Annotated in this window: 12 protein-coding genes; 9 read left to right on the top strand and 3 right to left on the bottom strand. The window is 60.0% G+C overall.

Annotated elements, in window-relative coordinates; all coding sequences use genetic code 11:
• The first annotated feature begins 16 nt into the window (after positions 1 to 16).
• Positions 17 to 517, top strand: coding sequence for a DUF523 domain-containing protein (locus Q0V31_RS05030; protein ID WP_298185150.1), 501 nt, complete (start codon positions 17 to 19; stop codon positions 515 to 517).
• 167 nt (positions 518 to 684) lie between these two features.
• Here Q0V31_RS05030 and serA read toward each other — a convergent pair whose 3' ends face one another.
• On the bottom strand, positions 685 to 1,914 hold the full coding sequence (gene serA / locus Q0V31_RS05025) for a phosphoglycerate dehydrogenase (protein ID WP_298185148.1): 1,230 nt from the start codon (positions 1,912 to 1,914) through the stop codon (positions 685 to 687).
• Positions 1,915 to 2,100: 186 nt separating this feature from the next.
• On the opposite strand from serA, the gene Q0V31_RS05020 reads away from it, so the two are divergent.
• From Q0V31_RS05020 to Q0V31_RS05005, 4 genes are all read left to right on the top strand, one after another.
• Positions 2,101 to 3,495, top strand: a complete 1,395-nt coding sequence (locus Q0V31_RS05020; protein WP_298185146.1) for an FAD-binding oxidoreductase — start codon at positions 2,101 to 2,103, stop codon at positions 3,493 to 3,495.
• 270 nt (positions 3,496 to 3,765) lie between these two features.
• Positions 3,766 to 4,431, top strand: a complete 666-nt coding sequence (locus Q0V31_RS05015; protein ID WP_298185144.1) for a fumarylacetoacetate hydrolase family protein — start codon at positions 3,766 to 3,768, stop codon at positions 4,429 to 4,431.
• A gap of 122 nt (positions 4,432 to 4,553) precedes the next feature.
• Positions 4,554 to 5,486: an SdiA-regulated domain-containing protein gene (locus tag Q0V31_RS05010; protein ID WP_298185141.1), complete on the top strand. Its 933-nt coding sequence runs from the start codon at positions 4,554 to 4,556 to the stop codon at positions 5,484 to 5,486.
• A gap of 321 nt (positions 5,487 to 5,807) precedes the next feature.
• The gene (locus Q0V31_RS05005; protein WP_298185138.1) at positions 5,808 to 6,596 is read left to right on the top strand and encodes a gamma-glutamyl-gamma-aminobutyrate hydrolase family protein; all 789 of its coding nucleotides are present in this window, start codon (positions 5,808 to 5,810) and stop codon (positions 6,594 to 6,596) included.
• A 111-nt stretch (positions 6,597 to 6,707) separates the two neighbouring features.
• Here Q0V31_RS05005 and Q0V31_RS05000 read toward each other — a convergent pair whose 3' ends face one another.
• Together Q0V31_RS05000 and Q0V31_RS04995 are read right to left on the bottom strand one after the other, a co-directional pair.
• Positions 6,708 to 8,207 carry a YifB family Mg chelatase-like AAA ATPase gene (locus Q0V31_RS05000; protein ID WP_298185135.1) on the bottom strand — a complete coding sequence of 500 codons (1,500 nt, stop codon included), beginning with the start codon at positions 8,205 to 8,207 and terminating at the stop codon, positions 6,708 to 6,710.
• Positions 8,208 to 8,245: 38 nt separating this feature from the next.
• Positions 8,246 to 8,515, bottom strand: a complete 270-nt coding sequence (locus tag Q0V31_RS04995; RefSeq protein WP_298185133.1) for an accessory factor UbiK family protein — start codon at positions 8,513 to 8,515, stop codon at positions 8,246 to 8,248.
• Positions 8,516 to 8,941: 426 nt separating this feature from the next.
• On the opposite strand from Q0V31_RS04995, the gene glnK reads away from it, so the two are divergent.
• From glnK to sutA, 4 genes are all read left to right on the top strand, one after another.
• On the top strand, positions 8,942 to 9,280 hold the full coding sequence (glnK, locus tag Q0V31_RS04990) for a P-II family nitrogen regulator (protein ID WP_021700071.1): 339 nt from the start codon (positions 8,942 to 8,944) through the stop codon (positions 9,278 to 9,280).
• Between the two features lie 36 nt (positions 9,281 to 9,316).
• Complete coding sequence (locus Q0V31_RS04985) at positions 9,317 to 10,630, top strand: ammonium transporter (RefSeq protein WP_298185115.1); 1,314 nt, start codon at positions 9,317 to 9,319, stop codon at positions 10,628 to 10,630.
• Between the two features lie 79 nt (positions 10,631 to 10,709).
• Positions 10,710 to 11,960 (top strand): ammonium transporter, encoded by a 1,251-nt coding sequence (locus tag Q0V31_RS04980; RefSeq protein ID WP_298185113.1) that lies wholly within the window; start codon positions 10,710 to 10,712, stop codon positions 11,958 to 11,960.
• 238 nt (positions 11,961 to 12,198) lie between these two features.
• Complete coding sequence (gene sutA, locus Q0V31_RS04975; protein WP_298185110.1) at positions 12,199 to 12,525, top strand: transcriptional regulator SutA; 327 nt, start codon at positions 12,199 to 12,201, stop codon at positions 12,523 to 12,525.
• The last annotated feature ends 58 nt before the right edge of the window (positions 12,526 to 12,583 follow it).

Genomic DNA, 12,583 nt, shown 5'->3' with positions numbered 1-12,583 from the left:
TGAATGTGAGGCCGTTATGCAGAAAATACTGATCAGCCGGTGCCTGCTGGGCCAGCGCGTGCGCTATGACGGCGGTGCCCATGGCCCATTTGCCCTGCTTGAGCGTTGGCAGCAGGAAGGGCGGGTGGTGGCGTTGTGCCCGGAAGTCGCCGGTGGCCTGCCAACCCCGCGTGCGCCGGCAGAAATCCTCGGTGGCCAGGGCGCGCAGGTGCTCGATGGATTGCTGCCAGTGCTGACCGTAGACGGTGAGGATGTCACCGCCGCCTTTGTTTCCGGGGCCGCGCAAGCGCTGGCCTTGGTCGCGCAGCATGGCATCCGTATCGCCCTGCTCAAGGCGCGCAGCCCGTCGTGCGGTAATCAGGAGAACTACGACGGCAGTTTCAGCGGCACCAAAGTGGCGGGCGAAGGTGTGACGGCAGCGGCTTTGCGCCGCGCCGGGGTGCAGGTGTTTAGCGAAGAAGAGCTGGCGGCTGCCGAAGCGGCGCTGGGCGCGCTTGAAGCCCAGTCGCTTGCGTAGGATGGGTTGAACTCAGCGATAGCCATGCTGTTGGGTTACACGGCGCATGAGATTCGTGGCGACTGTGGATAAACCACAGGCGCCGCTAACCCAACCTACGTGACGTCCGTTTTACGGGCATAAAAAAGGGAAGCCGAAGCTTCCCTTTTTCTTGCGTGGCGCGCGGCTTAGAACAGTACGCGGCTACGGATAGTGCCTTTCACGTGTTGCAGCTTCTCCAGCGCCAGGTCGGAGTATTCGGCGTCGACGTCGATCACCACATAACCCACTTTGGCATTGGTCTGCAGAAACTGGCCGGAGATGTTGATGCCGTTCTCGGCGAACACGTTGTTGATTTCGCTCATCACGCCCGGGATGTTAGCGTGGATGTGCAACAGGCGGTGCTTGCCCGGATGCGCCGGCAGGGCCACTTCAGGGAAGTTGACCGAGGACACCGAGGTACCGTTGTCGCTGTACTTGACCAGCTTCTCGGCCACTTCCAGGCCAATGTTGGCCTGCGCTTCGGCGGTAGAGCCACCGATGTGCGGAGTGAGAATCACCCGGTCCAGGCCACGCAGCGGGCTTTCGAACTCTTCGTCGTTGGACTTGGGCTCGACCGGGAATACGTCGATGGCCGCGCCGATCAGGTGCTCGTCCTTGATCGCTGCAGCCAGGTGATCCAACTCGACCACGGTGCCGCGAGCGGCGTTGATCAGGATGCCGCCCTTCTTCATTGCACGGATTTCCGCCTCGCCGATCATCCACTGGGTGGACGGCAGCTCAGGTACGTGCAGCGACACGATGTCGCACAGGCCCAGCAGGTCATGCAGTTTGGCGATCTGGGTGGCGTTACCCAGCGGCAGTTTGGTCACGGTGTCGTAGAAGAACACCTGCATGCCCAGGGACTCGGCGAGTACCGAGAGCTGCGTGCCGATCGAGCCGTAACCGACGATACCCAGCTTCTTACCGCGGATTTCGAAGGAGTTGGCTGCCGATTTGATCCAGCCGCCACGGTGGCAGGAGGCGTTCTTCTCGGGGATGCCGCGCAGCAGCAGGATCGCTTGGGCCAGCACCAGCTCGGCGACCGAACGGGTGTTGGAGAACGGTGCATTGAACACCGCGATACCGCGCTCACGAGCGGCTTCCAGGTTGACCTGGTTGGTGCCGATGCAGAAGCAGCCGACGGCGACCAGGCGCTTGGCGCAGTCGAGGACTTCTTCGGTCAGTTGGGTGCGCGAACGGATACCGATAAAGTGCGCGTCGGCGATCTTTTCTTTCAGCTCGTCGTCGGAGAGCGCGCCCTTGAGGTACTCGATGTTGGTGTAACCAGCGGCCTTCAGGGTATCCACTGCATTCTGGTGGACGCCTTCAAGAAGAAGGAACTTGATCTTGCTCTTGTCGAGAGAGGTCTTGCTCATCGGAGTACCTGTTGTCCCACGTAATGGTGTCAGGGAAGGGTCAGCGGCAGTGCTGACTGCACCCGCAGATCGGCTAAGAGGCATGATTCACGGGGGGCGTATGCTAGCATACGAGCCCCGCGAAACACCTACCCTGGCAGATGAAGCGTGCTCAGGGTGACCATGAATCGTATGAGAGTTCCGTAGATGACCAACCCTGCGCTGATCGAAGAGCTGAAGACCCTGGTTGAGCCCGGCAAAGTGCTGACCGATGCCGATTCCCTGAATGCCTTCGGCAAGGACTGGACCAAGCATTTCGCCCCAGCGCCCTTGGCAATTGCCTTCCCCAAGAGCATCGAGCAGGTGCAGGCCATCGTCCGTTGGGCCAATCAGCACAAGGTCGCGCTGGTGCCATCGGGCGGGCGTACCGGGCTTTCTGCTGGCGCAGTGGCGGCCAATGGCGAAGTGGTGGTGTCGTTCGACTACATGAATCAAATTCTCGAATTCAACGAATTCGACCGCACCGCCGTGTGTCAGCCAGGCGTGGTGACCAAGCAGCTGCAGATGTTTGCCGAAGATAAAGGCCTGTATTACCCGGTGGATTTCGCCTCGGCGGGCTCCAGCCAGATTGGCGGCAACATCGGCACCAATGCCGGCGGGATCAAGGTGATTCGCTACGGCATGACCCGCAACTGGGTGGCTGGGCTGAAAGTGGTCACCGGCACCGGCGAGTTGCTGGAGCTGAACAAGGACCTGATCAAGAACGCCACCGGCTATGACATGCGTCAGCTGTTTATCGGCGCCGAAGGCACCCTGGGCTTTGTCGTCGAGGCCACCATGCGCCTTGACCGTGCGCCGAAGAACCTCACCGCGATGGTGCTCGGCACGCCGGACTTCGACTCGATCATGCCGGTGCTGCACGCCTTCCAGAACAAGCTGGATCTGACCGCCTTCGAGTTCTTCTCCGACAAGGCCCTGGCCAAGATCATGGCCCGCGGCGATGTGCCCGCGGCGTTTGAAACAGAATGCCAGTTCTATGCGTTGCTGGAATTCGAAGCCAGCACCGAAGAAGTCGCCGAAGCGGCCCTGGCCACCTTCGAGCATTGCGTCGAGCAAGGCTGGGTGCTCGACGGCGTGATGAGCCAGAGCGAGCAGCAGCTGCAGAACCTGTGGAAGCTGCGCGAGTACATCTCCGAGACCATCAGCCACTGGACGCCGTACAAGAACGATATCTCGGTCACTGTGTCGAAAGTGCCGGCGTTTCTGCACGATATCGACGCCATCGTCGGTGAGCATTACCCGGACTTCGAGATCGTCTGGTTCGGCCATATCGGTGACGGCAACCTGCACCTGAATATCTTGAAGCCGGAGAACTTGTCCAAGGACGAGTTCTTCGCCAAGTGCGCGACGGTGAATAAGTGGGTGTTCGAGACCGTGCAGAAGTACAACGGCTCGATCAGCGCCGAACATGGCGTGGGCATGACCAAGCGCGATTACCTGACTTACAGCCGCTCGGACGCCGAGATTGGCTATATGAAGGCGATCAAGGCGGCGTTCGACCCGAACGGGATTATGAACCCGGGCAAGATTTTCCCGCTCTGAAAGCTACTGCACTCGGTCATGCTGCGTTGGCGGAGTCAGGAAAAATGCTCATTGGCACTAACCAACTGCGCTTTTTCCCGACTCCGCCGCCTTGCCTACCTTCGCTCGCGACGCTTTCAGCAAGCTGATTTAATCTTTCGTCGAAGCGACAGTCCGCGCTGAGTTGCCCACTATGGGCGATCAACTATGCAGATCGTAGGGCGGCTTCATTCGCCCCGCATAACTGCTCGCACAAAGAGCCGAGCACCGTATTCCCATAAGGAGTTGCCCATGAGCTACCAGCATCAGTATGTCGATGGCACCCACATCCACTTTCCCATGGGCAAAGTGGTGTGCATCGGTCGTAACTACGCCGAACACGCCAAAGAACTGAACAATCCGCTGCCCACCGAGCCGTTGCTGTTTATCAAAGCCGGCAGCTGTGTGGTGGCGCTGGATGATGGCTTCACCCTGGTCGAGGGTAAGGGCGACGTGCATTACGAGGCGGAAATCGCCGTGCTGATTGGCAAGCCGCTGTCGCGTACGCCGAATGCCGAGGAAGTGCTGGACGCCATTTCCGGCTTCGCCCCGGCGTTGGACCTGACCTTGCGCGACCTGCAAGCCACGCTCAAGGCCAAGGGCTACCCCTGGGAAACCGCCAAGTCGTTCGACGGCGCCTGCGTACTCGCGCCCTTCGTGCCGGGTGATGCGGTTGAGGACCTGAGCGATATCGGTATTCGCCTGGCGATCAACGGTGAGGTGCGGCAGGACGGCAACAGCCGCGACATGCTCAATCCGATTCTGCCGATGATCCAGCACATCTGCGGCCATTTCAGCCTGCAGCCGGGCGATGTGATTCTCACCGGCACACCCGCTGGTGTGGGTGCGCTGCATAAAGGCGATGAGCTGGTGCTGGAGTTGTTGGGCCATAGCCGCTTCGCCAGTCGCGCCCTGTAACCAGCGCTTAGCCCTCAGCTATACGTGGCGGGCACTTGGAGGTGTCCACTGGCTGGGGGGTTAACAGAAACTTAAGCGTTGCTCGCTAGTCTGATGGCCATCGTTCTTATGAGTAGTGTGCGATGTCGATCTGGATTTTCCGGCTGGTGCGTCTGCGCTGGCTGCTGCTGTGTGTGCTGCTCGGTGCTGGCCTGTTGGCGGCGAATTATCTGCACTGGGATGACCGACTGTCGTTCTGGGCCAAAGAGCAGCGTGTGAGCGCCGCCGAGCAGGCGCAGAGTATCTGGTTGCCGGGGTATCGGGCGGTGCTGCAAGGCAAGCCCTTGCAGGGCCTAGAGCATGATGAGCTGTCCGGGCTGACTTACAGTGCCGAGAGCAACACGCTGTTCGCTGTCACCGGTAAGTCCCCACAACTGATCGAGCTGAGCCTGGATGGCCAGGTGATGCGGCGTATCGATCTGCATGGTTTTGCCAATCCCGAAGGCGTGGAGGTGCTCTCCGGCGGTCGTTTGGCGATCATCGATGAGCGCAAGCGCACCCTCACCACTTTCAAACTGGGCGCACTGACTCGCAGCTTGGAGTTTACGGATCACCCCTCCTATGACCTGGGCTTTGCCGATGCTGGCAATAAGGGCTTCGAGGGTATTGCCTGGGACTCGCGCAATGAACGCGTGTTGCTGGGCAAGGAGCGTGGCCCGCTGGGGCTGTTCAGCCTGCCGTTCCCCGGCGAGGATGGGGCGGCCGGTACCTTGCAACCGCTCGCCTCCGAGCAGCTGTTTCTGCGCGATATTTCCTCGTTGACCTACGACGCCCGCACCGGCCATGCGTTGGTGCTATCGGATGAGTCGCGGCTGCTGCTGGAGGTGAACGAGCAGGGCGAGCCGGTCAGCTTTATCAGCCTGGCCCGCGGCATGAACGGCCTGCAGCGTGGCATCGGTCAGGCCGAAGGGGTGACCATGGATGCGGACGGCAATATTTATATCGTCAGCGAGCCCAACCTGTTCTATGTGTTGCGCAAAGAGCCGGCCAAGGTACAGCCACGTGAAGTGGATTAAGTTCGACTTCGGCGGCACCCGCAGCTCTGCTCCCACCCTCAGCAAGCGTAAAAAATATTGGACTCATTGATTGGGGTTTTTATATTTTTATTGTTGTATATCAACGATTTATGATTTTTTACAACGATTTGTGCGGGTGTTCTTAGGCACTATCGTCAAACGATTTGCACTTATTTGTTTGACATATTTTACGGCTTTGGCAGACTTGCTCGCAGGGTGTAGGGGCTTTTAGGCCCTTATGCCGAGCGCACAACAGGGTGCGTGCAACAGTGCTCAGCGCCCTGCATAGCAATGGCCGGTTGTCCGGCCCCAAGGTGAAGTATGTCCAGCAACGATAACAACAAGCGTCCAGCATCACGCAAACCGGTGGTCCTGATGTCCATGGGCACCCAAGAGCGCAAAGGTCACGCTTATCAAGTCATGACCCACAAATACATCACGCCAGTGGCCGAACTATCCGGCTGTGTGCCGTTGTTGGCGCCGAGCTGCTGTGGCGTCGATGACATTGACCAATACCTGTCCATGGTCGACGGCGTGTACCTGACCGGAGCAGGCAGCAATATTGACCCGGCGCTGTACGGGCAGAAGAACAAAACGCCGAGCAAAGGCCAGGATAAAGACCGCGACCTGTTCGATATTCCCCTGATTCGCGCGGCACTCAAGCGCGGTTTGCCGTTGTTTGCGGTATGTCGTGGCATGCAGGAAATCAACGTGGCGCTGGGTGGCACCATCCATCAGAAGGCCTATGAAGTGCCGGGCTTTAATGATCACCGCGAAGATTCCACCGATCCGGTGGCGGTGCAGTACAGCGACAGCCATACCGTACGTGCGCTGCCCGGCAGCTGGTTTGCCGAGCTGATGGGCGAGGAAGCGTTCCCGGTCAACTCACTGCACGGCCAGGCGGTCGATCAGTTGGGTGAGGGTGTCGAGGCCCTGGCCCATGCCGAAGATGGCTTGATCGAGGCGTTTCACCTGCCGGGCGTTGAGCAGTTCACTCTGGCGGTGCAATGGCACCCGGAGTGGCAGGCGGCGCAGAACCCGCACTCGGTGAAAATCTTCAAGGCATTCGGCGATGCCTGCCGTGAGCGTGCCGCTCTGCGCGACCAGTAAGCGCCTGTTTCTGTCTTGCATGTCTCTGGCTCGCGAGATCGTAAGGAGACGCTACGCGCTACAGCTCCACATAAAGAAGCCCCGCATGCGGGGCTTCTTTATGTCTGCGATTTAGCCGGCACTGCCGCTGGGGCGGTACTGCAAGGCTTCACCCAAGTGAGCGCGGCTTATATGCGCGGCGCTGTCCAGGTCGGCCAGGGTGCGCGCGACCTTCAGCACGCGGTGCGCGGCGCGCAAGCTCAGCCCCAGGCGCTCGCAGGCGTTTTCCAGCCATTGGCGGTCTGCATTGGGCAGGCTGCAATGCTGCTGCACGCCATTCAGGTCGAGATGGGCATTGGCGCAGCCTTGCCGATTCAGCTGCTGCTGGCGCGCCTTTACTACCTGAACGGCCAGCTCTGCACTGCTCGGCCCAGGCGCTGCGTCGGCGTTAAGTCGGGTGGTTTCGCGTGGCACTGTCAGGTGCAGGTCAATGCGGTCGAGAAAGGGCCCGGAGAGCTTGTTACGGTAGCGTTGGACCTGCTCGCTGCTGCAGCGACAACGCCCGGATGGATCGCCCAGATGGCCGCAGGGGCAGGGGTTCATTGCCGCCACTAGTTGAAAGCGTGCGGGGAAGCGCACCTTGTCGCGGGCGCGGGCAATCACGATATGCCCGCTTTCCAGGGGCTCGCGTAGCACCTCCAGCACTTTTCTATCGAACTCGGGCAGTTCGTCCAAAAACAGCACGCCTTGGTGGGCCAAGGTGATTTCGCCCGGTTGCGGGCGACTGCCGCCACCGACCAGCGCCGGCCCCGATGCACTGTGATGCGGGGTGCGAAACGGCCGTTGTGGCCAGGCGCTCAGCGGCGTGTGGCTGGCCACCGAATGAATGGCGGCGACTTCCAGTGCTTCCGCTTCGTTCAGCGCGGGTAACAAACCCGGCAGGCGGCTGGCCAGCAGGGTCTTGCCGGTGCCGGGAGGCCCGGTAAACAGCAGGTTATGCGAGCCCGCGGCGGCGACCAGTAGCGCGCGTTTGGCGGCAATTTGCCCCTGTACTTCGGCTAAATCCGGGTAGGGCAGCAGCTGACGCAGCAGGCCTTGGGCTTGATACGGCGCGATGGGCGTTTGCCCGTTGAGGTGCGCGGCGACTTCCAGCAGATGCTCGACGGCAATCACCGTCAGCCCAGACGCCAGGCTGGCTTCCTCGGCATTGGCCTTGGGCACCACTAAGGTGCGTCCGGCGGCGCGGGCGGCCAGGGCTGCGGGTAATACGCCTTGCACCGGGCGTATGGCTCCGGAAAGTGCCAGCTCGCCCAGGCATTCAAGCTGTTCCAGTGCCACCGCCGGCACCTGGCCGCTGGCGGCGAGAATGCCGAGGGCGATGGCCAGGTCGAAGCGACCGCCATCCTTGGGCAGGTCGGCCGGGGCCAGATTCAGGGTGATGCGTCGGGGTGGGAAGTCGAAGGCGCAATTGAGAATCGCGCTGCGCACGCGATCCTTACTTTCCTTTACCGCTGTTTCCGGCAGCCCGACCAGTGCCAGTGATGGCAGGCCGTTGGCCAAGTGGGCCTCGACGGTGACGGCGGGCGCTTCAACGCCGACTTGGGCGCGACTGTGGACTATGGCCAGGGACATCGATCACTCCTTGATCGGCAGATGCATCCGCTCGGGCGTTAGGCGTTGCTTGCGGTGGCGTCTGCGCTGCGGGTTTCCATCTCGGCGACCTTGGCTTCGAGGGCTTCCAGGCGCGCGCGGGTGCGGGCTAATACGACCATCTGACTGTCAAATTCATCCCGGCTGACCAGGTCGAGCTTGCTGAAGGCGCTTTGCAGTAGCACCTTGAATTGGGCTTCGAACTCGCCGCGCGGCAAGGGTGCGTCACCGTTAAACAGGCGCGAGGCGTGGGAGGTCAGGGCGTCTAGCAGGGCTTTAGGTGGCAGCATAATCAGGTTCCGTTTACAGATGGCGGCAGTGTAGCACGCAGCTTTATCCGGCTTGCCGGGTGCGCCTGGCGCAGGCTAGGTGCTGTTTGCACGGTTTTTGCGCGTTGCGCGGCCGGCCGTTGCACCGTTGTAGTGCGGTGGGTGTCGCTAGCGATCGGGTAAAAACCGCCGTGTTACCTGTAAGGCCATGAAATAAATAGATTTTTTATGACCTGGCAAGCTTTCTGCTTTGTCTCCTGTGACACATGCACCGATGCAGTTCCAGTAGGTCAGGCGAAGCGAGGAAGTGTTTCGTTGGAGCGGTTGCTGAGCATCGATGCCGCTGGATCAGGGCGGCGATGCATTACAAAAGCCAGGCACTGCGCTTAGACTTGAGCCGGGTTCGTAATTCCTGGGGCAAGTCCACCATACACGGGAGAGAGTTACATGAAGCTAGTCACTGCCATCATCAAGCCGTTCAAGCTGGACGACGTTCGTGAGTCACTGTCGGAGATCGGCGTGCAGGGCATCACTGTCACTGAAGTCAAAGGCTTTGGGCGTCAGAAGGGCCATACCGAGCTGTACCGCGGCGCTGAATACGTGGTCGATTTCTTGCCAAAAGTGAAAATCGACGTGGCCATCGCCGACGACCAACTCGATCGCGTGATCGAGGCCATCACCAAGGCTGCCAATACCGGCAAAATCGGTGACGGCAAGATTTTCGTTGTAAACCTGGAACAGGCGATCCGCATCCGTACCGGCGAAACCGGCACCGACGCAGTTTAAGCCTCCGCACGAACCCCACGCCCCAGGAGTTAAACCATGACTCTGCGAAAAATCGCAGGGCTAGGAGCCCTATTGTCTCTCGTTCCTGGCTTTGCCATGGCCGAAGAGGCAAGCCTGAACAGCGGCGACACCGCTTGGATGTTGGTCGCCACTGTACTGGTGCTGTTTATGACCATCCCCGGTTTGGCGTTGTTTTACGCCGGCATGGTGCGTTCGAAGAACGTGCTGTCAGTGTTGATGCAGTGTTTTGCTGTTACCGGGTTGATCAGCATTCTGTGGGTCGTCTACGGCTACAGCCTAGCCTTTGATACCACCGGCATGGAGCAAGGGGTGGTTAACCTCAACTCCTTTGTCGGCGGCTTCTCGAAAGCCTTCCTATCTGGTTTGACCCTGGACAGCCTGGTGGCTGGAATCCCTGAGAGCGTGTTCATCACCTTTCAGATGACCTTCGCCATCATCACCCCAGCCTTGATCGTCGGTGCCTTTGCCGAGCGCATGAAGTTTTCGGCCATGCTGATCTTTATGGCCGTGTGGTTCACCCTGGTTTATGCGCCTATCGCGCACATGGTCTGGGGTGGCGACGGTGCGCTGATGTGGGACTGGGGCGTGCTCGACTTCGCCGGTGGCACCGTGGTGCACATCAACGCCGGTATCGCCGGTCTGGTGGCCTGCCTGGTGCTGGGCAAGCGCAAGGGTTTTCCGACCACGGCTATGCCGCCACACAACCTTGGCTACACCCTGATCGGTGCCAGCATGCTCTGGGTCGGCTGGTTCGGCTTCAACGCAGGTTCTGCGTTGGCCGCTAACGGCAGCGCCGGTATGGCCATGTTGGTCACCCAAATTGCTACGGCAACGGCGGCGCTGAGCTGGATGTTCGCCGAGTGGATCACCCATCGCAAACCTAGCGTATTGGGCATTGCCTCGGGTGCTGTGGCAGGTCTGGTGGCGATTACTCCGGCATCCGGTACGGCGGGGCCGATGGGCGCTCTGGCGATTGGTCTGGCCAGCGGCGCGATCTGCTTCTTCTGCGCCACCAGCCTGAAACGCAAGCTGGGCTATGACGACTCCCTCGACGTGTTCGGCGTGCATGCCGTAGGCGGCATTGTCGGCGCGATTCTCACTGGGGCGTTCGCCGCGCCGGCCTTGGGCGGCTTCGGCACGGTGGAAGATATTCCAGCGCAATTGTGGATCCAGTTCGAGGGGGTGGCCTTCACGGTGCTGTACACCGCGCTGGTGACCTTGGTGATTTTGAAAGTGATCGACCTAGTAATGGGCCTGCGGGTCAGTGAAGAGGAAGAGACCATTGGCCTCGATCTCGCCCTGCATAACGAACGCGGCTACAACCTGTAAGCACACGGAGCGCGTCCGGCGCCAACCCGGACGTCTTAACCGAATAGCGCTATAAAAGCGCAACGGCAAGAGGTGAACCATGGACAACACAGCATTGACTGCACTGCAGTACGGTTTTGATACCTTCTACTTTTTGGTTTGCGGCGCCTTGGTCATGTGGATGGCAGCGGGTTTCGCCATGCTCGAATCGGGCCTGGTGCGCGCCAAGAACACCACCGAGATTCTCACTAAAAACATCGCTCTGTACGCCGTGGCGAGCATCATGTACCTGGTGATCGGCTACCACATCATGTACTCCAGCCCGGAAGGCGGCATCCTGCCAAGCCTGGGCTTTTTGATCGGTGACGAGAACAGCGTTGAGTCGGTCCTCGGCGGTGGTGACGATGCGCCGTATTACTCGGCGCGTTCGGACTTCTTCTTCCAGGTGGTGTTCGCCGCGACCTGTATGTCGATCGTGTCTGGTGCCGTGGCTGAGCGCATGAAACTGTGGGCCTTTCTCGCCTTTGCGGTGGTCATGACCGGTTTCATCTACCCGGTACAGGGCTTCTGGAAGTGGGGTTCGGGCTTCCTCAACGAAGCGGGCTTCCTCGACTTTGCCGGTTCCGGTGTGGTGCACATGGCGGGTGCGAGTGCTGCTCTGGCGGGTGTGTTGCTGCTCGGTGCACGTAAAGGCAAGTACGGCCCGAATGGCCAGGTTAACGCCATTCCTGGCGCCAACCTGCCGATGGCGGCGCTGGGTACCTTTATCCTGTGGATGGGCTGGTTCGGCTTCAACGGTGGCTCGCAGCTGAAGATGAGCACCGTCGAAGACGCTAACGCCGTGGCCAATGTGTTCGTTAACACCAACATGGCCGCTGCCGGTGGCCTGATTGCGGCGCTGATCGTGGCACGTATCCTGTTCGGCAAGACTGACCTGACCATGGCCCTTAACGGTGCGCTGGCGGGCCTGGTGGCGATTACCGCCGAACCGCTGACCCCGACTGCCCTGCAGGCCACCCTGATCGGTGGTGTGGGTGGCGTGCTGGTGGTGTTCTCGATCCTCGGTCTGGACAAGCTGAAACTCGACGACCCTGTCGGTGCCATCTCGGTGCATGGTGTGGTCGGGATCTGGGGCCTGTTGGCGGTTTGCCTGACCAATGGCGATGCGACTCTCGGCGCGCAGCTGCTGGGTATTGGTGCGATCTTCGCCTGGGTGTTCATCACCAGCCTGATCGTCTGGTCCATCATCAAGCTGGTGATTGGTCTGCGGGTAACCGAGGAAGAGGAATACGAAGGCGTGGACATTGCCGAGTGCGGCATGGAAGCCTATCCGGAATTCACCAAGCGCTGATTTCCGCTGGTTTGAACAAGGGCGCCTAATGGCGCCCTTTGTTTTTTCTGCGAGAGTTAAGGTCTGTTTGTTGTGATCAAATGGCAACAGACCCTAAAATGCGCGCCGTTGAGTGCAGATCGCCGATGCGCAGCGCTCAGCCAAGGCAGGACCCCCTGGATTTTTTATCAGCGGCGTTAGAAAGCTGACGCAGCTGGGCTATAACTACTCTGCTTTTCGCAAGTCATGAGGTTGGAACATGAGCGACGATGATCTGGAAAACGACGAATTAGAAAGCGCTGACGAAGACGAAAGCGAAGAATTGGCTGCCGCAGATGACGACAGCAGTGATGATGGCGACGGTGACGACGAAGTCGTACCCGCCAGCAAAAGCAAAAAAGCCAAGTCCGCTGTCTCGGTAGACGAACTGCCGAGCGTAGAAGCCAAGCAGAAAGACCGTGATGCCTTGGCCCGCGCCATGGAAGAGTTCCTCTCGCGTGGCGGCAAGGTGCAGGAGGTCGAGCCGAATGTGGTCTCAGATCCACCGAAAAAGCCGGAAGGCAAATACGGCAGTCGCCCTATCTAAGCGCTTGCGGTAAACCAAAAAGCCCACAGGTCAAAAGCCTGTGGGCTTTTTTGTGGTG

This window comes from uncultured Pseudomonas sp. (assembly GCF_943846705.1).
Taxonomy (GTDB): domain Bacteria; phylum Pseudomonadota; class Gammaproteobacteria; order Pseudomonadales; family Pseudomonadaceae; genus Aquipseudomonas.
Note: the sequence above shows the minus strand (reverse complement) of the source record. Positions and strands in the feature narration are given on the sequence as shown.

Coding starts and splice junctions, on each gene's coding strand:
- Q0V31_RS05015 (WP_298185144.1), top strand. CDS start 3,766: ATGAGCTACCAGCATCAGTATGTCGATGGCACCCACATCCACTTTCCC.
- serA (WP_298185148.1), bottom strand. CDS start 1,914: ATGAGCAAGACCTCTCTCGACAAGAGCAAGATCAAGTTCCTTCTTCTT.
- Q0V31_RS05005 (WP_298185138.1), top strand. CDS start 5,808: ATGTCCAGCAACGATAACAACAAGCGTCCAGCATCACGCAAACCGGTG.
- Q0V31_RS05010 (WP_298185141.1), top strand. CDS start 4,554: ATGTCGATCTGGATTTTCCGGCTGGTGCGTCTGCGCTGGCTGCTGCTG.
- Q0V31_RS05030 (WP_298185150.1), top strand. CDS start 17: ATGCAGAAAATACTGATCAGCCGGTGCCTGCTGGGCCAGCGCGTGCGC.
- Q0V31_RS04980 (WP_298185113.1), top strand. CDS start 10,710: ATGGACAACACAGCATTGACTGCACTGCAGTACGGTTTTGATACCTTC.
- Q0V31_RS04995 (WP_298185133.1), bottom strand. CDS start 8,515: ATGCTGCCACCTAAAGCCCTGCTAGACGCCCTGACCTCCCACGCCTCG.
- sutA (WP_298185110.1), top strand. CDS start 12,199: ATGAGCGACGATGATCTGGAAAACGACGAATTAGAAAGCGCTGACGAA.
- Q0V31_RS05000 (WP_298185135.1), bottom strand. CDS start 8,207: ATGTCCCTGGCCATAGTCCACAGTCGCGCCCAAGTCGGCGTTGAAGCG.
- Q0V31_RS05020 (WP_298185146.1), top strand. CDS start 2,101: ATGACCAACCCTGCGCTGATCGAAGAGCTGAAGACCCTGGTTGAGCCC.
- glnK (WP_021700071.1), top strand. CDS start 8,942: ATGAAGCTAGTCACTGCCATCATCAAGCCGTTCAAGCTGGACGACGTT.
- Q0V31_RS04985 (WP_298185115.1), top strand. CDS start 9,317: ATGACTCTGCGAAAAATCGCAGGGCTAGGAGCCCTATTGTCTCTCGTT.